Annotated in this window: 20 protein-coding genes; 11 read left to right on the forward strand and 9 right to left on the reverse strand. The window is 64.9% G+C overall.

The window, feature by feature from the left end; translation table 11 throughout:
* Complete coding sequence (locus tag VIQ49_RS06875) at positions 1-393, reverse strand: cupin domain-containing protein (RefSeq protein ID WP_331882385.1); 393 nt, start codon at positions 391-393, stop codon at positions 1-3.
* Positions 394-562: 169 nt separating this feature from the next.
* On the opposite strand from VIQ49_RS06875, the gene VIQ49_RS06880 reads away from it, so the two are divergent.
* The 4 genes from VIQ49_RS06880 to catC all read left to right on the forward strand — a co-directional run bounded on the left by VIQ49_RS06880 (position 563) and on the right by catC (position 3,737).
* The gene (locus VIQ49_RS06880) at positions 563-1,165 is read left to right on the forward strand and encodes a DUF1707 domain-containing protein (protein ID WP_331882387.1); all 603 of its coding nucleotides are present in this window, start codon (positions 563-565) and stop codon (positions 1,163-1,165) included.
* 279 nt (positions 1,166-1,444) lie between these two features.
* Entirely contained in the window at positions 1,445-2,299 is an 855-nt protein-coding gene (gene catA, locus VIQ49_RS06885) for a catechol 1,2-dioxygenase (protein WP_331882389.1), read from the forward strand.
* Between the two features lie 6 nt (positions 2,300-2,305).
* A complete protein-coding gene (locus VIQ49_RS06890; RefSeq protein WP_331882392.1) occupies positions 2,306-3,427 on the forward strand; it encodes a muconate/chloromuconate family cycloisomerase in 1,122 nt (373 codons plus the stop codon).
* Positions 3,428-3,455: 28 nt separating this feature from the next.
* The gene (catC, locus tag VIQ49_RS06895) at positions 3,456-3,737 is read left to right on the forward strand and encodes a muconolactone Delta-isomerase (RefSeq protein WP_331882394.1); all 282 of its coding nucleotides are present in this window, start codon (positions 3,456-3,458) and stop codon (positions 3,735-3,737) included.
* An 86-nt stretch (positions 3,738-3,823) separates the two neighbouring features.
* Here catC and VIQ49_RS06900 read toward each other — a convergent pair whose 3' ends face one another.
* From VIQ49_RS06900 to VIQ49_RS06910, 3 genes are all read right to left on the reverse strand, one after another.
* Positions 3,824-4,783: a hypothetical protein gene (locus VIQ49_RS06900; RefSeq protein ID WP_331882396.1), complete on the reverse strand. Its 960-nt coding sequence runs from the start codon at positions 4,781-4,783 to the stop codon at positions 3,824-3,826.
* 152 nt (positions 4,784-4,935) lie between these two features.
* Complete coding sequence (locus tag VIQ49_RS06905; RefSeq protein WP_331882398.1) at positions 4,936-5,583, reverse strand: CoA transferase subunit B; 648 nt, start codon at positions 5,581-5,583, stop codon at positions 4,936-4,938.
* Positions 5,580-6,329: a CoA transferase subunit A gene (locus VIQ49_RS06910; RefSeq protein ID WP_331882400.1), complete on the reverse strand. Its 750-nt coding sequence runs from the start codon at positions 6,327-6,329 to the stop codon at positions 5,580-5,582. Before VIQ49_RS06910 ends, VIQ49_RS06905 begins: the two co-directional genes overlap by 4 nt.
* Before the next feature lie 68 nt (positions 6,330-6,397).
* Here VIQ49_RS06910 and pcaD point away from each other — a divergent pair, with 68 nt between their 5' ends.
* The 4 genes from pcaD to VIQ49_RS06930 all read left to right on the forward strand — a co-directional run bounded on the left by pcaD (position 6,398) and on the right by VIQ49_RS06930 (position 10,034).
* Positions 6,398-7,171 carry a 3-oxoadipate enol-lactonase gene (pcaD, locus tag VIQ49_RS06915; protein WP_331882402.1) on the forward strand — a complete coding sequence of 258 codons (774 nt, stop codon included), beginning with the start codon at positions 6,398-6,400 and terminating at the stop codon, positions 7,169-7,171.
* Positions 7,168-7,947 carry an IclR family transcriptional regulator domain-containing protein gene (locus tag VIQ49_RS06920; protein ID WP_331882404.1) on the forward strand — a complete coding sequence of 260 codons (780 nt, stop codon included), beginning with the start codon at positions 7,168-7,170 and terminating at the stop codon, positions 7,945-7,947. Before pcaD ends, VIQ49_RS06920 begins: the two co-directional genes overlap by 4 nt.
* Before the next feature lie 22 nt (positions 7,948-7,969).
* On the forward strand, positions 7,970-9,181 hold the full coding sequence (locus tag VIQ49_RS06925; RefSeq protein ID WP_331882406.1) for an acetyl-CoA C-acetyltransferase: 1,212 nt from the start codon (positions 7,970-7,972) through the stop codon (positions 9,179-9,181).
* A gap of 64 nt (positions 9,182-9,245) precedes the next feature.
* Entirely contained in the window at positions 9,246-10,034 is a 789-nt protein-coding gene (locus tag VIQ49_RS06930; protein ID WP_331882408.1) for an IclR family transcriptional regulator domain-containing protein, read from the forward strand.
* A gap of 160 nt (positions 10,035-10,194) precedes the next feature.
* Here VIQ49_RS06930 and VIQ49_RS06935 read toward each other — a convergent pair whose 3' ends face one another.
* The 4 genes from VIQ49_RS06935 to benA all read right to left on the reverse strand — a co-directional run bounded on the left by VIQ49_RS06935 (position 10,195) and on the right by benA (position 17,300).
* Positions 10,195-12,852 (reverse strand): helix-turn-helix transcriptional regulator, encoded by a 2,658-nt coding sequence (locus tag VIQ49_RS06935; protein ID WP_331882410.1) that lies wholly within the window; start codon positions 12,850-12,852, stop codon positions 10,195-10,197.
* A 74-nt stretch (positions 12,853-12,926) separates the two neighbouring features.
* Positions 12,927-15,392, reverse strand: coding sequence for a benzoate 1,2-dioxygenase electron transfer component BenC (gene benC, locus VIQ49_RS06940; protein ID WP_331882412.1), 2,466 nt, complete (start codon positions 15,390-15,392; stop codon positions 12,927-12,929).
* 10 nt (positions 15,393-15,402) lie between these two features.
* Positions 15,403-15,918 carry a benzoate 1,2-dioxygenase small subunit gene (benB, locus tag VIQ49_RS06945; protein WP_331882414.1) on the reverse strand — a complete coding sequence of 172 codons (516 nt, stop codon included), beginning with the start codon at positions 15,916-15,918 and terminating at the stop codon, positions 15,403-15,405.
* Positions 15,918-17,300, reverse strand: a complete 1,383-nt coding sequence (gene benA / locus VIQ49_RS06950; RefSeq protein WP_331882416.1) for a benzoate 1,2-dioxygenase large subunit — start codon at positions 17,298-17,300, stop codon at positions 15,918-15,920. Before benA ends, benB begins: the two co-directional genes overlap by 1 nt.
* 170 nt (positions 17,301-17,470) lie before the next feature.
* Between benA and VIQ49_RS06955 the strand changes: the two genes are divergently transcribed.
* Positions 17,471-18,238: an SDR family oxidoreductase gene (locus VIQ49_RS06955; protein ID WP_331882418.1), complete on the forward strand. Its 768-nt coding sequence runs from the start codon at positions 17,471-17,473 to the stop codon at positions 18,236-18,238.
* Positions 18,239-18,291: 53 nt separating this feature from the next.
* Here the strand turns inward: VIQ49_RS06955 and VIQ49_RS06960 are convergent, their stop codons facing one another.
* Positions 18,292-18,456 carry a hypothetical protein gene (locus tag VIQ49_RS06960; RefSeq protein ID WP_331882420.1) on the reverse strand — a complete coding sequence of 55 codons (165 nt, stop codon included), beginning with the start codon at positions 18,454-18,456 and terminating at the stop codon, positions 18,292-18,294.
* Between the two features lie 190 nt (positions 18,457-18,646).
* Between VIQ49_RS06960 and VIQ49_RS06965 the strand changes: the two genes are divergently transcribed.
* Positions 18,647-19,738, forward strand: a complete 1,092-nt coding sequence (locus VIQ49_RS06965; protein WP_331882422.1) for a hypothetical protein — start codon at positions 18,647-18,649, stop codon at positions 19,736-19,738.
* A 39-nt stretch (positions 19,739-19,777) separates the two neighbouring features.
* Positions 19,778-20,341, forward strand: a complete 564-nt coding sequence (locus VIQ49_RS06970) for a type 1 glutamine amidotransferase domain-containing protein (RefSeq protein WP_331882424.1) — start codon at positions 19,778-19,780, stop codon at positions 20,339-20,341.
* Positions 20,342-20,403 lie beyond the last annotated feature (62 nt).

Raw genomic sequence — 20,403 nt, forward strand, 5'->3', positions numbered from 1 at the left:
TCAGGGTGTTGCGCCCGCGAGCTTGGTGAGCATGTGATCGATCACGGCACCGTGTTCGTCTTGCGGACTGAACATGACGACCTCTGAATCCTGCACAACCCGTACCGAATGCCCGGGCGGCCAGTAGTACATGTCACCGGTCCTGCACGTCTCTGTGGATCCGTCGGTGAAGCTGACGATCAGCTCGCCCGAGATCAGATAGCCCCAGTGAGGCGAATGGCAGGCGTCGCTGTCCAGACCTTGCAGAAGCGGTGCTATGTCGGTACCCGCTCCGAGGCTGAAATACTCGGCACCGAACGCGCCGGCGGTCGTCACCCCGAAATCGGGCAGCTGACGAGCTCTCGCTCCCGGCACGTCGATCTTGACCGGGATCTCATTCTTGGTGATATGCATGGGATTGCTCCTGACATTGTTTTGGATGACCTTCACTGATAGAGGCGTGACAACGCGTTGTCACAATGCGACAACCCATGTGCGCCTACCCCCGGGTTTCAGGAACTGGTTCAATGCCGACTCGTGGACACCGGGAAACGGACATGAAGCTGGTCCCCTAGGCTTTGCCATGGCCGACGAGCACTCAGACGACCACATCCGGGTGGGGAATCCCGAGCGAGAACGGGCGATCACGCTGCTCAATGACGCGTTTTCCAACGGATATCTCGAGATCGCTGAGTTCGAGGAGCGTTCGCAGGTGGTCTATGCCTCGAAAACGAGGGGTGAACTACGTACGGTGCTGGAGCACCTGCCAGTCGCCGGGCGTCTGTTCGCTGATGTTCCCGGGGTGGTCGCGCACACTCCCGAGGCCGGATCGGTGGCCGCGGTTGCGCCTCTGCAGCTCGATGCGACGTGGGAGACGATCCGTCGCAAAGGTGTATGGAAGGTTCCGCCGAGCATTGTGGTGACGGGTTCGGTGGGCACCATCGACCTGGACTTCACCAACGCGACGTTTCTCGCCCCGTCCATCGAAGTGGAACTCCAGGTGTCGGCGAGCACGGTCAAGATCCGCATCGGTGCCGACCACGAGATCCGGTATTCCGATCTCGACGAGACCGGATGGTCGGGTCTGAAGGACAAGTGCGGTCAGCCGTCGCGTCCCGGTGGTCCGCTGATCAGCCTGACCGGATCCATCTCCGCGATGTCCGGGGTGAAGCTCAGAAGAGCCTGATCCACCGACCGTGCTCATATCACCGTCGATCGTGCCGAAACAACCGCCGAGCGTGCCCTAATCGCCGTCGACCGTGCCGAAAACGCAATTGAACCAACATCTTTGGCACGCTCGACGGTTGTTTTGGCACGCTCGGCGGCGGGTGATTTCGGACTTGTGGAGTTGTGTGTCGACATGCCGCTTGACAAGAGGGTGTGACTGCACGCACAGTAGGAGTACGCAATGCGAGCAATGAGTACGCAATGCGTACAGCCATAGTTTCGCAATCAGGGAGACCCTATGACCACCACCGAATCCAACGGTCCGTCCGCGGTCGGTTCCGGCACTGCTGCCACCGACAAGTTCAAGAATGAACGCGTCAGCGCAGATACCTCGCCCGAGCGGGTCGCCGCTATCGCGAAGGACGCATTGTCGGCCCTCCACAAGGTCATCCTCGACCACAACGTCACCTACCCCGAGTACCGCGTGCTCAAGCAGTGGCTGATCGATGTGGGTGAAGGCGGCGAGTGGCCCCTGTTCCTCGACGTCTTCATCGAGCATGCCGTCGAAGAGGTCCTGGCTCGCAGTCGTAGGGGAACGAAGGGCAGCATCGAAGGGCCCTACTACGTGGCGGATGCCCCTGAACTGCCGTCGGTCTGCACCCTGCCGATGCGCGATGTCGATCGCAAGGAGAAGGCGCTGGTGTTCAGCGGTCAGGTCACCGACCTCGACGGCAAGGGACTCGGCAGTGCCGTCATCGAACTCTGGCATGGCGATGCCGACGGCTACTACTCGCAGTTCGCCGACCATCTGCCCGAGTGGAATCTGCGCGGCAAGATCATCACCGACTCGGAAGGCCGTTACGAGATCACCACGATTCAGCCGGCGCCGTACCAGATTCCGACCGATGGGCCGACCGGCGCATTCATCGAGGCGCAGAACGGACATCCGTGGCGGCCGGCGCATCTGCACCTGATCGTCTCCGCTACCGGCAAAGAGCCCGTCACCACTCAGCTCTACTTCGACGGCGGCGAATGGCTCGACAGCGACGTCGCGATGGCCACCAAGCCGGAGCTGATCTTGTCGCCGACCGAGGGGGACGACGGCAAGAATCACGTCACCTACAACTTCACACTCGACCCGGCGGGAGAGTAACGATCCGTGCCTGACCTGAAGATCGTCGAGGTCCTGACCCGGATCATCGACGTCCCCCTGGTTCGCAGCCACAAGTTCGCGACCACGTCGATGGACGCCCAGCCGATCCTGCTGGTGTCGATCAAGACCGATGGCGGCGTGGTCGGTCACGGTGAAGGTGTTGTTCCGGGCGGTCCGTGGTGGGGCGGTGAATCGGTAGAGACGATGAAAGTGATCGTCGACCGGTACATCACCCCGATCCTGTTGGGCCGCACCGTGGATGACCTGACCAAGATCATGCTCGACATCGAGCGGGTGGTCGCGAACGCGCGGTTTGCCAAGGCTTCGGTCGAGGTCGCACTGCACGATGCCTGGGCGCGATGCCTGAATGTCCCGGTGCACACCCTGCTCGGTGGGGCGTTCCGCAACAGCGTCGACGTGACTTGGGCGCTCGGCGCCGCGCCGGTGGCCGAGATTCTCGACGAGGCAGCGGAAAAGCTCGACAGCCGAATGCATTTCAGTTTCAAACTGAAAATGGGTGCCCTCGAACCCGACGTCGACACCCAGCGGATCCTCGACATCGTCGACGGATTGGGCGGACGAGCAGGCGTGCGCGTCGACGTCAACGCCCGCTGGGATCGGTTCACCGCATTGAAGTATCTGCCGCGGTTGGCAGACGGTGGTGTCGAGCTCATCGAACAGCCGACGCCGGGGGAACAGATCGATGTGCTCGCCGAACTGAACCACCTGTTGCCGGTGCCGATCATGGCCGACGAGAGTGTCAGCACACCCCACGACGCCCTCGAGGTGGTTCGGCAGGGCGCCGCCGACGTCATCGCGATCAAGACCACCAAGTGTGGTGGACTTGCCAAGAGTCGGGAAATCGCCGCCATCGCAAAGGCTGCCGGCATCGCCTGCCATGGAGCGACCTCGATCGAAGGCCCGATCGGTACCGCCGCATCGATCCACTTTGCGTGCAGTGAGCCGGGTATCAACTTCGGGACCGAACTGTTCGGGCCGCTGCTGTTTGCGGTCGATATCCTGCAGGAGCCCCTGCGTTACGGCGAGGGCAAGGTCCGGTTGCCGGAAGGTCCGGGACTCGGCGTCGAACTCGATATGGGCATGGTCGACAAACTGACCCGGGACTGACGCCGGCGATCTGAAAGGCAAGGCTGCAATGGCACTCTTCCATGTCCGCATGGACGTCGACATCCCCCGCGACCTCGATCCCGAGGCCCGGGCACAGACACTCGCCAAAGAGAAGGCGTACTCACAAGATCTGCAGCGACAGGGGAAGTGGGTCCATATCTGGCGGATCGCCGGAAAATACAGCAACGTCAGCATCTTTGACGTCGAGTCACCGGACGAACTCCACGATCTGCTGTGGAACCTTCCGCTGTTTCCGTACATGACCATCGACGTCATGCCGCTGGCGAAGCACCCGTCGTCGATCAAATAGTTCACCCCGCACCCCGCAAACCCACCCGTTCCAGTCATTTCCACCTGTTGCAACAGGTGGCATTGACCGCAGCGGGTGGATTTGTGTCAGATCACGCCGGCGATCGCGAGGACTTTGCGGATACGGGCCCTCAACTGCTCGGGAGCCCGCAGATCGTCCCATACCCACCGGATGACCAACAGTCCCTCCTCGCGTAGTCGATCTTCGCGGCGTTTCTCGCGGATCACCGCGTCCGATACCGATTCACCTGGGCGCCTGTACTTTTCGTACTTGACGCGACCGTCGAATTCGCCGACCACCTTGCCGCTCCAGTCGAAGTCGACACGGGCGATGAGCCTTCCGTCGACCTCACGATATTCGGTCTGCAGTGCCGGGACCGGTATATCGCACCACTCGATCATCAATGCGCGACTCAAGGATTCACCGACCGACTCGGAGTCGCGGTCAGCACTATCGATGGCTCGACGCAGCGTTGCGATCCCGGTTGCCTTGGCCGATCGATCGGCGATGGACCGGAGTTCGTCGCGCTCGACGCCGAGGCGCAGCGCATGATCGAGGACCGCCACGGCCTGCGTGAATGAACCGGTCCGGGCAACATCGCAGGCCGTCTGGGCAAGCTTGGTCAGTAGGACACCGTCGATGACCGTGACGTCTGACCGCGTCAACGGCCCTTCGTGCAGATGCACCTTCCGGTCTTTGCGGCCGCCGGCGCGAACGTAGAAATGGACCCGGTCACGCTCGGGTGCAAGCATGTTCAGGCCGTGCATGACAGCCGCTGAGTGGTGGCTGACGACTCGCTCTTTCGATCGTCCCGCGACCGCGATGACGAGCTGGCGGTACTTCTCGTCGAGCGACTGTTCTTCGGCGTCGGCCCCGGGCAACGCGGACCGGTAGACACCCCGCGTGACCCGGACCAGCGACCCACGTCGATGCGCCCGGCGGATTTCGGGGTCACCGCGGACGCCCTCGTGGACCTGGGCGCTGCGGCGAATCAGCCCGTCTGGGCTGGGTGTGAAGTCCATGCGCAGATCATCGCGGTTCTGCACTGCTGAGGACCTCCGTGCGAGCCGGCTGGGTCCAGCACCTGTGAATGGGGCGAGGTCCTGTGGACAGAACAAACCCACCTCCTCCAGCCATTTCCACCTGTTGCAACAGGTGGAAATGGCTGGAAGAGGTGGGTTTGTGGGGGAGGGGAGGGTCAGGCGGGGACGGGGGTGTCGATGAGGATGGTCGTGGCGGTTTTGGCCCGGACCTCGTCGAGGGTGACCCCGGGTGCGAGTTCGACCAGACGGACTCCCTCGGGGGTGATGTCCAGAACTGCGAGATCGGTGATGATCCTTTGGACGCAGGCTTTTCCGGTGAGGGGCAGCTCGCAGGTGTCGAGGATTTTCGGGGCACCTTTGCGGGTGACGTGGTCCATCATCACGATGACTTTGCGGGCTCCGTGGACCAGATCCATCGCGCCGCCCATGCCCTTGACCATCTGGCCGGGGACCATCCAGTTCGCCAGGTCGCCGCCGGCACTGACCTGCATCGCGCCCAGGACCGCCACGTCGACATGGCCGCCGCGGATCATCCCGAACGACGCGGCGGAGTCGAAGTAGGACGCGCCGGGGTTGACGGTGATCGTCTCTTTGCCGGCGTTGATCAGTTCTGGGTCGACTTCTTCTTCGGTCGGATACGGACCGACTCCGAGTACCCCGTTCTCCGAATGCAATTCGACGGAGATGTCCGGCGGGAGGAAGCTCGGGACCAGGGTGGGCATGCCGATTCCGAGGTTGACGTACTGGCCGTCGGAGAGTTCGGCGGCCACCCGGGTGGCCATCTGTTCGCGTGTCCAGCTCATGCTCGTACCGTCCTGTTCTCGATGCCGACCTCGACCTTGCCGACGTGGACGACGCGTTGCACGTGGATGCCCGGGACGTGCACCTGATCGGGATCGATGTCGCCGGGCTCGACCAGCTCTTCGACCTGGGCGATGGTGATGCGTCCGGCGGTCGCTGCCGGGGGATTGAAATTGCGTGCGCTGCGGCGGAAGACCAGGTTGCCGTGCCGATCGCCCCTCCAGGCGTGCACCAGTGCGTAGTCGGTCACGATGCCGCGCTCGAGCACGTAGGTTTCGCCGTCGAACTCTCGCGTTTCCTTCGGCGGGCTGGCCAGCAGCACACCACCCGAACCGTCGTAGCGCAGCGGCAGGCCGCCGTCGGCGACCGGGGTGCCGACCCCTGCCGGTGTGAAGAACGCGGAGATGCCCGCACCGCCGGCGCGGAGGCGTTCGGCGAGCGTGCCCTGCGGCGTCAGTTCGACCTCGAGTTCGCCGGACAGGTATTGCCGCGCGAACTCCTCGTTGGATCCGACGTAGGACGAGATCGTCCGCCGGATGCGGTGCTCGTTGAGCAGCAGACCGAGCCCGAAGCCGTTGGTGCCGCAGTTGTTGCTGACCGTCTCGAGGTCGGTGGCGCCCTGTTCGAGCAGCGCCTTGATGAGTATCTCGGGAACGCCCACGAGACCGAAGCCGCCGACGGCGAGGGACGCGCCGTCGGGGATGTCGCTGACGGCCTGGGATGCGGTGCTGATGACTTTGTCGAGCATGTGGACACCGTAACGGCTGTACGCTTATAGTACAAGTGTACGACCAGCGTACAAAGGAAAGGGTGGCGATGTCTGTCCAGCTAGGTCACGTGGTGAGCGGTGCCGACACTTCCGCGCAGACCGTAGTACTCCTCGGATCACTCGGTTCGACCAGCGCGATGTGGGATCCGCAGCGTCAGGCGTTGTCGGACGACGGCTTCCGGGTCGTCGCCCTGGATCTGCGTGGGCACGGCACATCGCCGAGGCCACCGGGTCCGTACAGCGTGGCCGAACTGGCCGACGACGTGATCGCCACGCTGAACTCGTTAGGGGTCAACACTTTTCACGTCGTGGGGCTCTCGCTCGGCGGTGCGGTGGCGCAGCAGCTCGCGATCTCGTACCCCGCCCGGATCACCACCGTGGCGTTGCTGTGCACCGCCGCCAAGTTCGGTGAGCCCGACGGCTGGTTCGATCGGGCGGCAACGGTGCGGGAACAGGGGACCGCGGCCATCGCCGATGCGGTTGTCGCGCGCTGGTTCACCATGGACCTCGCCGGGCGCGACACCCTGCTGGTGCACGCGGCCCTCGACATGGTGACCGGTACCGACGACGAGGGTTACGCGGCCTGCTGTGAAGCGTTGGCGCACTGGGATTCGCGTGAGCACCTCGCCGCGATCACCGCACCCACGCTGGCGATCGCCGGTGCCCAGGATCCGTCGACCCCGCCGGCGACATTGCAGATTCTGGCCGACGGAATAGGCGGCTCGCGTCTCGAAATCCTGGAACCGGGTGCACATCTGGTGAATCTGGAGCAGCCCGCCGCGGTGTCGACGCTCCTGCGCGATCACATCCTGCAGCCATGACCGCCGGCGCCGGCGACCACGTCCAGTCACTCGCCCGCGGGCTGGCGGTGATCCGGGCCTTCGACGCCGAACGTCCGCGCCAGAGCGTCAGCGAGATCGCGGCGTCCACCGGCTTGTCCCGGCCGGCCGCGCGGCGATTCCTGCTCACGCTTGTCGACCTCGGGTACGTGCGGTCCGACGGAACCCGATTCTGGCTCACCCCGCGGGTTCTGGACCTCGGATACAGCTACCTCTCGAGTCTGTCGCTGCCGGAGATCGCGGGACCGCACCTCGAGGCACTGACCGCGACGGTGCACGAATCGGCATCGGTCTCGATCCTCGACGGCACCGACATCGTCTACGTCGCCCGTGTCCCGGTGAGACGGATCATGGCGGTGTCCATCACGATCGGCACCCGATTCCCGGCATATGCGACGTCGATGGGACGCATCCTGCTCGCCGATCTGGCGCCGGCAGACCTCGACGACAACCTCGAGCGGGTATCGCCGGTGGCGTTGACCGAACGCACCAAACTCACAACCGCCGAACTCCGGGAGGAAATCGAGCGGGCCCGCCGTGACGGATATTGCATCGTCGACGAGGAACTCGAAGCGGGTCTTCGCTCGCTGGCCGCTCCGGTACACGGGCGGGACGGCTCGGTGATCGCAGCGGTCAACATCTCCACCCAGTCGGCGCGGTACAGCCTTGATGCCGTGCGCGGCGATCTACTGCCCGAACTACTGAAAGCCGCGTCGGCGATGACCGCTGACCTGACCCGCGCCTCATCTGCGCTCTGATCGACCAACCAGGAGGATCATCATGCCCGACGCCGTCATCTGTGAACCTCTGCGTACCCCGGTTGGTCGCTTCGGTGGACAGTTCAAAGACGTTGCACCACAGTCGCTTGCGGCCACCGTCATCACAGAACTGTTGAGCCGGACGGGGATCTTCCCGGATCAGGTCGACGATGTGATCCTCGGTCAGGCCACACCAAATGGCGAAGCACCCGCGATCGGCCGCGTTGCCGCGCTCGATGCCGGGTTGGGCATCGCGGTGCCGGGCATGCAGGTCGATCGTCGTTGTGGGTCGGGGCTTCAAGCGGTGCTGCAGGCGTGTATGCAGGTTGCCACGGGCGCCAGTGACCTGGTGATCGCCGGTGGTGTCGAATCGATGAGTCAGGCCGAGTTCTATACGGATTCGATCCGGTGGGGTGTCAAGGGACCCGGTGTGGAGTTGTCGGACCGACTCGCCCGGGCCAGGGTCACCGCCGGCGGTATCAACTATCCCGTGCAGGGTGGGATGATCGAGACGGCCGAGAATCTCCGGGCGGAGTTCGGGATCAGCCGCACGGACCAGGATGCGCTGGCTGCCGAGTCACATCGGAAAGCTGTTGCGGCACAAAATAGTGGAGTGTTCGCAGAGGAGATCGTCCCGGTGAGCGTGCCCGTGCGTCGTGGGCCGGCTGTGGTGATCGACACCGACGAGCATCCTCGCGCCGACACCACGGTCGAATCGCTGGCCGCCCTGCGTCCGATCCGCGTGAAGGTCGATCCCGAATCGACAGTGACGGCGGGTAACGCCAGCGGTCAGAACGACGGTGCCGCGGCATGCATCGTGACCACGCCCGAGCGGGCCGCCGAGCTGGGGTTGCGACCGCTGGCCCGGCTGGCCGGTTGGGGCGTCAGTGGGCTGGAGCCGTCGCGGATGGGCTTCGGTCCGGTGGGCGCCGTGGCGAAGGTTCTCGCTCGGCTCGACCTGACATTGGAACAGATGAACGTGATCGAACTCAACGAGGCCTTCGCAGCCCAGGTGCTGGCCGTCCTGCAGGCCTGGAAGCTCGACGCCGGCGACGAGCGGCTCAATCCGTACGGATCCGGGATCTCGCTCGGACATCCGGTCGGAGCCACCGGGGCACGGATCCTGGCCACCTTGTTGCGTGAACTCGAGCGTCGTGAGGGTCGCTACGGACTGGAGACTATGTGCATCGGCGGCGGTCAGGGACTGGCCGCTGTCTTCGAACGCACCACCTGACGGTCGTAGGGCTGTCCGCACTGCGTACGGTGGATTCGGCGACAACAGAAGGGGGGGCGGGTAGGTGTCCGAGGTCGGCGAAGACAGGGATCGGGACTACATCCAGAGCATCGAGCGTGGATTCGCGGTGCTCCTGGCCTTCGATGCCGATCGACCGAATCCGACGCTGGCCGAATTAGCCACCGCCACGGACCTTTCGCGGCCTTCCGTGCGCAGAATCCTGCTGACGCTGCAGCGTCTGGGCTACGTCACCGGTTCCGCGGGAAAATGGTCGCTGACCCCTCGCGTACTGAGCATCGGCCAGCATTACACCGCATCTCACTCGCTGGCCGACACCGCGATGCCCCACCTGCTGCGAGTCGCGGAGACGACACATGAATCGGCGTCGTTGGGTGTTCTCGACGGAACAGACGTGGTGTACGCGGCGCGCGTCCCGGTCCGCCGGATCATGAGCATCAATGTGTCGGTGGGGACCCGGATCCCGGCGTATGCCACGTCGATGGGCCGGGTGCTGCTGGCCTGGGCGTCGTCGACCGCCGTGCAGTCGCTGATCGAGCAGATCGATTTCGGTCAGCGCTTGACGGAGTCGACGGTCTCGTCGGCCTCCGACCTCGAACGGGAACTCGAGAACGTCCGGACGCGGGGGTATGCGTTGACCGAGCAGGAGCTCGAGGTCGGGTTGATCTCGCTGGCGGCGCCGGTGCGTGACGCGGCCGGCACCGTAGTGGGTGCTCTGGCCTGTTCGACGTCGTCGGCGCGTTCGACGCCGGAAGCCTTTGCGGCTCAGACGGCCGACTTCCTGGTCGAGGTCGCGGACGAGCTCAGCGCGGATCTGGGCAATCGGCCCCGCTGAAGGGAGCCGCACCGCGGAGCGTGCCGTCGTTGCCGTTGAGAGTGCAGAAAGTGATTGCGCACCAGGATTTTCGGCACGGTCGGCGGTGATTTCGGCACGGTCGGCGGTTGGATCGGCACGCTCGGCGGTGATCGCTACTGCATCTGGCCCGGCGGTGCGGCTAGTGGTACCGATTGGCCAGGTCGACGCGGGACCGCACACCGAGTTTCGAGTAGATGCGGGTGAGGTGGTACTGCACTGTTTTGGGTGAGACGTAGAGTTCTGCAGCCACTTCCTTGTTCGAAAGCCCTTGGGCGACAAGCCGGGTGACGGCCTCTTCCTGTGGTGTCAATTCGACGTCGCTACGGGCGAGCGTCGCGTTCACGCCGCCGGCCCGCATTTCGCGTTCGCTGCGCTGCACGTATGTCGTGGCGCCGAGCGAGGCGAAGATGTCGCGCGCCGCGGACAACAACGGGTCGGCCGACCGTCGCTTCCCGGCTCGGCGCAAGGTCTGGCCGTAGGCGAAATTGACACGGGCCCGGTCGTATCGCAGTGGCAGGCCGTCGAGTAATTCGAGTGAGGTCTCGAAGGCCCGCCGTGCCCCGGGCAGATCTCCGGTTGTGCCGAGCAGCCGTCCCCGGGCGTATCCCAGGCGGGCCTGCGTCGATCGGTGATCGGCCTGGCGGGCAAGTGCTTCCTGTGTGTCAAGCAGGGATTCGGCTGCGGCCAGTTGCCCGTCGACCACCAGTGCGTTGGCGAGAACATCGGCCCACGGCCAGAACCCGGGTTGGTCCAGTGCGGTGCCCGGTGCCATGGCACGGACCGGATCGAGCGCGCGGATCACGCCGCCGTAGTCGGCACCTGCCTCCGCGATCTGGGCGCGGGCGATCAGGGCTGGGGCCCGCATGATCTCGTAGTCCTGCGTGACGGTTTCAGCGGCGCGAAGAGCCTGATGGGCCTCGTCCCAGGAGCCCCGCAGCACATGGATCTGAGCGGCCGTCCACTCCAGAAGCGGTGTGGCCAACACAACCTCGCTGGAATCTGCCAGCAGCCGACCGTCGGAGACCGAACGCAGGGCCTGATCCCAGTCCCCGGTGAGGAACTGCAGCCGGGCCAGCCAGCCGTAGGCCCACAGCGAGATTCGGGCCGCGCCGCCCAGATGGGCTGTCGCCACCGCGGTTTCGAGATTGGTCCGGGCGCCGTCGACGTCGTCGTGGGCGAGCTGAAGCCAGCCCCGTCCGAGACTGAAACGCTGGGCCTGAACACCAGGGTGGACACGGTTCTCGAGGTCGCGGTAGGCATCGTCGGCGAGTTCGGGCTGTCCGGACGAAGCCAGTCCCAGGCCCCGGATCGCTTCTGCCTCGATCGCGGCGGGGGAGTCGTGCTGCGCCAGGGCCAATGCGCGATCCGCCCACTCGACGATCTCGCTGCCTCGGCAGCGACTGAGCGAATGCAGGACGTGCCGCTGCGCAATGAGTGCCGCCGTCTCGGGGTCGTCGGCGCTGTCGACGACATCCCAGGCGCGCTGCATCCGGATCTCGGCCTCGGTGGCGCGGCCCCGAACGATCGCGAGGTAGGCGAGCACCGCATCGCGTAGTGCCGTCTCCGGCAGTGCTTCGAGATCGGGGACGAGCGACAGGGCAGCTGCGGTATCTCCTGCTGCCACCAGGGAATCCGCGGTTCGGATCAGCCGGTCGTCGCGCAGCGCCTTCTCGGTGGAGAGTCGACTGGCCTCCCGGAAGAGTCCCGCGGCTTCCGCCCAGGCACCGGCGGTGCCTCGCTCGCGCGCCAGCGCATCGGCCTCGTCGGCCAGATCCGGATCGGGGGTGGCGGTGGCGCTCACCCGGTGGATCAGGCTCCGGACCGGGTCGTCGACGACCTCGGCGGCACGGAGGTGTGCGCGCCCGGCCGCGGCGGCGCCCATGATCTCCAGGATCGCGACCCTGGTGATCCGATCGAGGAGCGCGGCGTTGTAGGAATGCCAGGGGTCGGGTCCGTCGACCAACAGCCCGGCGGCCTTGCCCTCGTCGATGGCGTCCAACGTCGACGTCGAATCCGCAAGCGTCACAGCCTCGGTGAAGGATCCGGAGTCTCCGAGGACGGCCAGCGCCTCGATCAGCGATCGGCCCTGCCGGCCGCATCGGTCGAGCCGATCGCGGGTATGCGACACCACCTGCGACGGTGCGGGCAATGCCGCGCCGGGCCGGGTCCAGATCCGTGCGGGGACCTCGTCGAGCAGCGCCGAGACGTATCTGGGGTTGCCGCCGGTGTGCTCGGTCAGGACCGGCGTCATCGCCGGGTGGATCACCACGCCCCGGCCGCGTGCGAGTTCCTCCACGGCGGTGGTGTCGAGGCCGGTGAGCGTCATGACCTGGGAGGCGAGGTCGGACACCGGAGACACCGGGTCGGTGACGGTCAGTACCACGAGCATCGGAATGTCGCGATGATGGCGGACCGCAGTTGTCAAGGCCTGCAACGAGAGTGCGTCGGATTGCTCGGCGTCGTCGATGATCAGCAGCTGTGGCCCGGAGGAATCGGCTGCGGTCGAGACGGACCTGGCGATGTGGGCAGCGGCGTCGAGCGGGTTGTCCGGCAGATCCTGTTGGAAGAGTTGATGAAGCACGGCACCGGGACTCGCGGATTCCCACGACGCCGTTCTCGCCGTCCACGCCGAGCCGGCCTGATTGTCGGCGAGGGCCGTAGCCAGGGTCGTCTTCCCGATACCCTCGTCGCCCCGTACCGCGACGATCTGCGCGCCATCGGCCGTGGTCGCGGCGAGTTGTGCAGCGAGCATCCCGAGTTCACGGTCGCGCCCGACACAGACCGCCGTTGGCCTCATCGATCCATCCTATGACCGGCTCCGGCGGTGACCGGTGGGATTGGCCGGATGTGGGCGCGAGTTCCCATCCGTCCTCACCCGCCGTCGCCGCCGGCGACGGGCAATACGGTCCCGGTGATGTACGACGCCTCGTCCGATGCCAGGAAGCAGATGGCTGCGGCCTGTTCGTCGAGCGTGCCGTACCGCTTCATCAGCGACGACTCGATCGTCTGGTCGACATGAGCTTGTAGCCAGGCGCGTTGGGTGTCGTCCGCCGGTTCCGGTGTACCGCGTGAGATGCGGCGCGGTGGTGCCTCGGTGCCACCGGGCGCGGTCGCGACCACGCGGATTCCGGCGTCGGCGTACTCCATCGCGAGCGACGCCGTGATCGCGTTGATCCCGCCCTTCGCCGCGGAGTAGGGGATGCGGTTGATACCACGGGTGGCAGCGGAGGACACGTTGACGATCACGCCGCGACCTCGGTCCACCATCGACGGCAACGCCGCCCGGCAGGAGTAGAGGGTGGTCAGCAGCGATCGGTCGAGCTCGGCGCGGATCTCAGTGTCGGTGAACTCGACAAACGGCTTGAAATTGATTGCGCCACCGACATTGTTGATCAGGACATCCACCTGTCCGAACGCTGACAGTGCCTGGTGGACAACGGACTCGGCGCCCTCCCAGGTCTCCAGATCAGCGGTGACGGCAAGGGCGTTGGCGCCACCGGCGGTGAGGTCGTCGGCGACCTCCTTCACGAGTTCGGACCGGTCGACGAGCACAACCAGACCGTCCTCGGCACTGATGCGACGCGCCGCTTGTTCGCCGATGCCCTGGGCGGCTCCGGTGACCACGACAACCTGTCCGGCGAACCGGCCGGGGGTCACGAACCGAGGGGCCCGCGCCGCCCGGCGGTCGGCCATCGCCCGCCGCATCGTCTGCTTGGATCGGTCGGCGTGGGCGACGATCAGTGACCGGGCGGTCTCGCGGTCACCGGTTTCGACCGCATCGACGAAGTGGTCGCCGGACACGTAGGGAACGGTGGACTCGGCGAGCAGTCGGTAGCCGGCCAGTTGCCGAGTGTTCAAGCGCCCCAATGTCACTTCGAGGGCACCGAGTTCGAGGGCGCAGCGGGCCGCGAAGATCGCGTCCGATTCGTGGACGTCGGGATGATCTTCGCCGATCTGGTAGCCGCCGGTGCCGACCGTGACGGTGCTCGGTGACTCCGAAACCGGTTGCGGTGTCGGGGCGGTGGGCGTCGATGTCTCGGATTTCTCGGCGACGCTCCCGGGATGTTCGAGGGTCGGCGCGATGGTCACGTCGGCGGGGAACAGGTTCTGCCCGGCGATCCGGCGGGGTATATCGCCCTCGTCGGTGACGGTCACCGGACCCGTCCACGGTGTGATCCGGGCCGATGGCAACATCGTCTGCGCGGCGATCGTCCGGGCGTCCGGGGCGAAGACCACCTCGTCGTCGACGATTGATTCTTCTGCGGGAGACTCTGTTTCGGTCGGCGCCACCGTGGACGTCGAGGCGAGTGCGAACTTCTCGTAGTAGAAGCCGGTCGGGTCGATGCCGGCGTCCTTGACGTGCTTGCGTACCGACTCGACCATCGGGGGTGGACCGCAGAGGTACAGCGCCACATCACCGTCGTGCAAGTGCTGCGGACCGATGAGGCCGGTCACGTAACCCTTGTTGGCCGCCTCGCTTGCCGGATCGGAGACGCAGTGATCCCAGGTGAATTGATCCAGCGCACCGGAGAGTTCGTCGAGTGCAGAGGTCTCCACGATGTCGTCGTCGGAGCTGACCCCGTAGATCAGGTGGACGCTTCTGGTGGTTCCGGTGGAGGCGAGTGTGCGCAGCATCGACAGGATCGGCGCCAATCCGGTTCCTCCGGCCAGCAACAGGATCGGCCGTTCGCTCTCACGGAGGAAGAACGATCCGTGTGGTCCGGTGAACGTGACCGTATCGCCCACTTGGGCGCGGTCGGTCAAGTAGTCCGACATCGCACCACCGGGGGTGAGTTTGACCAGGAAGCTCAACCGCTCGTCGTCCGGGTTGTTGCTGAACGAGTAGCTCCGTGTCGCATCGGTGTCGGGCACCGAGATGTTGACGTATTGCCCGGGTAGGAACGCCAGCTCGGATCGGTTGGGCACTTCCACGCCGAATCGCACAGTGGTCGGTGAAAGACGTTCCAGTTCAACAATGTGCGACTCGAAGGTGGCCGCCTGGGTCTTGGCGATCGCAGAGGTGGCGGCGATCTGCAGCACCAGGTCGGACCGGGGCTTCATGCTGCACGGCAATGCGTACCCGGAAGCGGCCTCGTCCTGCGACAGGGCGTCCTCGATGTAGGTTCCGCCGTCGTATTCACCGGATTCGCACAAGGCCTTGCACGTGCCGCAGGCGCCGTCGCGGCAGTCCAGCGGAATGTTGATGCGTTGGCGGTACGAGGCGTCGGCCACCGTCTGATCTTCCCGGCAGGTGATGAAGCGGGTGACACCGTCTTCGAATGCCAGCGCGATCTGATGGCCGGCCACACCGGTGGGCTGTTCCTGTGTGGTTGTCATGTGCGTTCTCTCAGAAGTGGTAGATGTCGACGACGTGGTGGATGTAGTCGTTCTTGAGCACCACGGTCTTACGGCGGATCAGCGGCTGTTCGCCGGTGAAGTCGATTGTGTAGAAAGATGTTCCGTAATAGGGATCCACGGTCTTGTACCGGAAGTACATCGTGTGCCAGTTGAAACGAACGTCGACGAGATCCCCGCGGCGTTCGATCACCTCGACGTTGCTGACGTTGTGGCTGGTGCGGGGTTCGGGAAGTGATGTGGCAGAAGATCGTTCGGTGCGTATCCGGAAGACACGGTCTTCGAGACCGCCTTTGTTCCCGTAGTAGATGAGCGAGATGTCCCGCTGGGGATTCTCGACCAGCTGGTCGTTGTCGTCCCACGACGGCATCCAGTAGACGACGTCATCGGCGTAGCACTCCAGCCACTTCTCGAACTCACGATCGTCGAGGTACCGGGCTTCCCGGTACAGGAACTGCTCGATCATGTTCTGCGTGATCAGCATGGTGCCGGTCTCGGTGGTTGTCATCAGGGTGCTCCTGCCTCGATGTCTGCTTCGGACGACACGGCTGCCCGCATCGTGTCCAGCCAGTACCCGTGCTGAACCGGATAGAGGCCCTCGTCTTCGTTTTTCACGCCGGACGAGATGACGTTGTCCATACCGAGCGAGCCGGCGACGGCGTCGGGGCCGTCGTGCCAGTGCTCCGCGCCGCGACTCATGTCGTTCCACGGGGCAGCCTGCGCGCGGAAGGTCAGCTGGCACGACCGGAACTCCTCGAGATCATCGGGGGTTGCCATACCGGAGGCGTTGAAGAAGTCCTCGTACTGCCGGATCCGGTGTGCGCGAGCCGAATCGCTTTCACCCTTGGGCGCGATGCAGTAGATGGTGACCTCGGTCTTGTCGGGCGCGATGGGGCGGAAGTGGCGGATCTGCGTGGAGAACTGGTCCATCAGATACACGTTCGGGTAGAGGCACAGGTTGCGCGATCCCTTGACCATGAAGTCGCCCTTGGCATCGCCGAACTGGGCCTTGAGGTGGTCGAGCTGGTCCCACAGCGGCCGGTCTTGCGGATTTGCCGCCCATGTCCACAGGCAGAGATGTCCGTTCGGATACGACCAGTAGCCGCCACCGGACTTGCCCCAGCCGCCGGCATCCAGTGCCTTGGTGTCGTTCTTCGATTCACCGGTGTCGCGGCGTGACGTCGTCGCCGCGTAGTTCCAGTGGGTTGCGGTCACGTGGTAGCCGTCGGCGCCGTTCTCCGCCTGGACCTTCCAGTTCCCGTCGTAGGTGTACGTCGAGGAGCCCCGAAGGACTTCCAGGCCGTCGGGTGACTGATCGACGAGCATGTCGATGACGGCGGTGGTGTCGCCGAGGTGTTCCCGCAGTGGCAGCACGTCGTCGTTGAGGCTGCCGAACAGGAAGCCACGGTAGCTGTCGAAGCGGGCGACCTTGGTCATGTTGTGAGAGCCGTTGACGTTGAACGACTCCGGGTAGCCGGCACCGTCGGGATCCTTGACCTTGAGCAGTGTTCCGTCGTTGCGGAACGTCCAGCCGTGGAACGGGCAGGTCAGTGTGGTCCGGTTGTCGGTCTTGCGCCGGCAGATCATGGCGCCGCGGTGTGCGCAGGCATTCACGAGGAGGTGCATCTCGCCGTCCTTGTCCCGGGTTATGACCACGGGCTGGCGGCCGATGTTCGTCGTGAAGTAGTCACCGGGGTTCGCGACTTGGCTCTCGTGGGCCAGATAGATCCAGTTGCCCTCGAAGATGTGTTTCATCTCGAGTTCGAAGATGTCCTCATCGGTGAAGATCCGCCGATTGGTCCGGTAGATGCCGGCCTCACGATCGTCGATAACCGCGTCGGCAAGGACGTCTGCCACATGGCCCGGATCACCGGTTGTCGGTGCGCTCATCAGTACCTCCAGATGTGAGTTGCTCTCAACACCGTCACACGCAGTGGCGTGTATCACACCAGGCAAATGCCTAATGCTGGCCTGGGGTCGGCGTCCGATGCGACCATTTTTGCGATGTGACCGGCACCTCGCGATGGCGCTGAATCCGACAACAGAAAGTCTGTCCAACAATGCAACTGAAAGACAACACGTTCCTCGTCACCGGCGGAGCATCGGGACTCGGTGCCGCGACTGCCGCAGCCATCGTCGCCGGTGGCGGCCGGGTGGTGATCACCGACCTTCCGGCATCGGATGGTGAGACGACCGCGAAGAACCTCGGTGATGCGGCGCTGTTCGTTCCCGGCGACATCACCGACGAGGCGTCGCTCATCGAGGCGCTCGACGCTGCCGAGTCCCACGGACCCCTGCGTGGTGTCGTGCACTGCGCGGGCCGGGGCGGCGACCGGATGCGGATCCTCGACCGCGACAAGAATCCTGCCCCGCTGCAGAGCTTTCGAGATGTCCTCGAGGTGAACCTCATCGGCACGTACAACGTTCTGCGACTGGCGGCATCTCGCATCGCGCGCAATGAGCCGATCGACACCGAGCGCGGCGCAATCGTGCTGACCGCCTCGGTTGCGGCCTTCGACGGTCAGATAGGGCAGACGTCGTACACCGCCTCCAAGGCGGCCGTTCATGGCATGACCCTCGTGGCCGCGCGGGACCTTGCCAGCGTGGGTATCCGGGTGAACACCATCGCGCCGGGCGTGTTCGACACACCAATGCTGGCCCGTCTGCGCGACGATATTCGGGAGGGTCTTGCCGCTGACGTCCCGTTCCCGAAGCGGCTCGGCCGTCCCGACGATTACGCTGACATGGCGCTCACGTTGCTACAGAACGGATATGTCAACGGCGAGACCATTCGGGTCGACGGTTCGATTCGCATGGCTCCTCGCTGACGACATCGAACGACCGGACGCGGCGGTCCGGTCGTTCGGGGTTGCTTGGTGGGTCAGTTGTTGTGTGACGAGCACTTGGGGTTCGTGCACGTCGGCTCGGACTTGGTCTTGTGGATATCGCCTCCAAATGTGCGGAATTCGTGGACCTCCACCTCCATGTGCTGGCCGCAGACGGGGCAGTGGTGAACAACCTGCTTCAGATATGTCTTGGTAGCCATACCCCCACGGTAGAACTGTGACGTCGGTCACGTCCAGTGCTGGAGTGGCGCGATTGCGTTGCGATTCGAGACGTCTTTCGCGCATCGGTGCGCGTAGGTGCCGGCTCGACCTCGGAACGTTGTTCTCAATTTCGAGAAGGGGACTCTTTTCGTGCTAGGTTGAGTGATCCAACACACATCGAGGAGCCAGATGGCGACGTCGCATGCAGAACCCACCTACCGCGTGATCCAGTGGGCCACCGGAAAAGTCGGTCGTCAGGCGATTCGGTATTTCGTGGAGAATTCGGCTTTCGAGCTGGTTGGCGTCCTGGTCACCAACCCTGACAAGGCCGGGAAGGATGCTGGTGACCTCGCGGATCTACCGGACACCGGTGTGATCGCCACGAACGACGTCGACGCCATCATCGCGCTGGACGCCGATTGCGTGCATTTCGCGCCCCGCGGAACCCTTCCGGACCTCGACACGGTCTGTCGGCTGTTGCGCTCCGGCAAGAACGTGGTCAGTCCGATGGGCCCCTTCTTCCGGACGGAACGCACACGGGAGTACCTCGACGCGATCGAGGCGGCGTGTCAGGACGGCGGCACCTCATTCCACGGGTCCGGCCTACATCCGGGATTCATCAGCGATCTCATGCCGCTCACCTTGATTCGCCTGATGGGGCGCATCGACCGGATCCACGTGTACGAGACCGTCAACTTCTTCGCCCATCCCTCCGATTACATTCCGGCACTGGGGTTCGGGCGCGCACCCGACGACGTTCGAGCCAACCCGAGCCGTTCGCCGGACACCCATCACATCTACGCCCAGTCGATGGAAATGATCGCCGAGACCCTCGGCGTGACGATCACCGACATCACCACGACGCTGGAATTGGCCACCGCCACCACGGACATCGCCTACCCCGGTGGCGTCGTCGAGGCCGGAACCGTCGCCGGGCAGCACTACGAGTGGACCGCATGGGTCGACGCTGCACCGCTGATCACGTTCCACGGCTTCTGGACCATGGGCGACGACATTGCGCCTCGATTTGATTGCGCGGACGACACCAGCTACCGCGTGGTCATCGAAGGCGACCCCGGGCTGGACCTGAGCCTGTCCCGCGGCCTCCGCCGCGACGACCAAGACGGCAACGGCGCCCTGCCGTGGACGGGGTATATCGGCGCCAACGCCATCCCCGATGTCTGCGATGCGCCCGCGGGTGTGGTCACACATCTTGACCTCGGCATCGTTCGTCCGCGCGGGTTGGTACGGCCTGCTTCGGCGTCGGTTGCCGTGGACTGAGGTCGTTTGCGCCCGCCCTCGGGCGGGTACCGGGAGTACATGGGACATGAACTCGACGGACAGCAGATCGCGTTTCTCGTGGCGCCGGAAGGAGCGGAACAGGTGGAGCTCACCGAACCCTGGGAGGCCGTGCGCAAGGCCGGGGGCTCACCACATCTGGTGTCGACCGAATCCGGAAAGATTCAGGCCTACAACCACCTTGACAAGGCCGACACATTCGCGGTGGACGCCATCGTCTCGGAGGTGCCGTCAGCCGACTTCGATGCACTCGTGCTGCCGGGTGGTGTTGCCAACCCCGACAATCTGCGGACCGACGCCGACGCGGTGAGGTTCATCTCGTCGTTCTTCACCGAGGGCAAACCGGTGGCGGCGATCTGTCACGCGCCGTGGACGCTGGTGGAAGCCGGAGTCCTCGGCGGGCGCACAGTGACGTCCTACCCGAGCGTGCGTACGGACGTCACGAATGCGGGCGGCCAGTGGGTGGACCGCGAGGTGGTGGTCTGCACCGACGGACCCAATGCGCTGATCACCAGTCGCAACCCCGGCGATCTGCCCGCCTTCAACAACGCGATCGTCCGCGAGTTCGCAGCAGACAAGTCCTGACCCCGGTGCCGGATCTGCCGGTCCCGGTCCGAAGGTCTGCCCGACGTGGCGTCGGGTGTGTA

The sequence above is a fragment of the Williamsia sp. genome (assembly GCF_036566845.1).
Lineage (GTDB): Bacteria > Actinomycetota > Actinomycetes > Mycobacteriales > Mycobacteriaceae > Williamsia.

Bases quoted from the DNA above. Each gene is read 5' to 3' on its own strand.
- VIQ49_RS06875 (WP_331882385.1), bottom strand. From the start codon at position 393: ATGCATATCACCAAGAATGAGATCCCGGTCAAGATCGACGTGCCGGGA.
- VIQ49_RS06880 (WP_331882387.1), top strand. From the start codon at position 563: ATGGCCGACGAGCACTCAGACGACCACATCCGGGTGGGGAATCCCGAG.
- catA (WP_331882389.1), top strand. From the start codon at position 1,445: ATGACCACCACCGAATCCAACGGTCCGTCCGCGGTCGGTTCCGGCACT.
- catC (WP_331882394.1), top strand. From the start codon at position 3,456: ATGGCACTCTTCCATGTCCGCATGGACGTCGACATCCCCCGCGACCTC.
- VIQ49_RS06905 (WP_331882398.1), bottom strand. From the start codon at position 5,583: ATGAGCTGGACACGCGAACAGATGGCCACCCGGGTGGCCGCCGAACTC.
- VIQ49_RS06910 (WP_331882400.1), bottom strand. From the start codon at position 6,329: ATGCTCGACAAAGTCATCAGCACCGCATCCCAGGCCGTCAGCGACATC.
- pcaD (WP_331882402.1), top strand. From the start codon at position 6,398: ATGTCTGTCCAGCTAGGTCACGTGGTGAGCGGTGCCGACACTTCCGCG.
- VIQ49_RS06920 (WP_331882404.1), top strand. From the start codon at position 7,168: ATGACCGCCGGCGCCGGCGACCACGTCCAGTCACTCGCCCGCGGGCTG.
- VIQ49_RS06925 (WP_331882406.1), top strand. From the start codon at position 7,970: ATGCCCGACGCCGTCATCTGTGAACCTCTGCGTACCCCGGTTGGTCGC.
- VIQ49_RS06935 (WP_331882410.1), bottom strand. From the start codon at position 12,852: ATGAGGCCAACGGCGGTCTGTGTCGGGCGCGACCGTGAACTCGGGATG.
- benC (WP_331882412.1), bottom strand. From the start codon at position 15,392: ATGACAACCACACAGGAACAGCCCACCGGTGTGGCCGGCCATCAGATC.
- benB (WP_331882414.1), bottom strand. From the start codon at position 15,918: ATGACAACCACCGAGACCGGCACCATGCTGATCACGCAGAACATGATC.
- benA (WP_331882416.1), bottom strand. From the start codon at position 17,300: ATGAGCGCACCGACAACCGGTGATCCGGGCCATGTGGCAGACGTCCTT.
- VIQ49_RS06955 (WP_331882418.1), top strand. From the start codon at position 17,471: ATGCAACTGAAAGACAACACGTTCCTCGTCACCGGCGGAGCATCGGGA.
- VIQ49_RS06960 (WP_331882420.1), bottom strand. From the start codon at position 18,456: ATGGCTACCAAGACATATCTGAAGCAGGTTGTTCACCACTGCCCCGTC.
- VIQ49_RS06965 (WP_331882422.1), top strand. From the start codon at position 18,647: ATGGCGACGTCGCATGCAGAACCCACCTACCGCGTGATCCAGTGGGCC.
- VIQ49_RS06970 (WP_331882424.1), top strand. From the start codon at position 19,778: ATGGGACATGAACTCGACGGACAGCAGATCGCGTTTCTCGTGGCGCCG.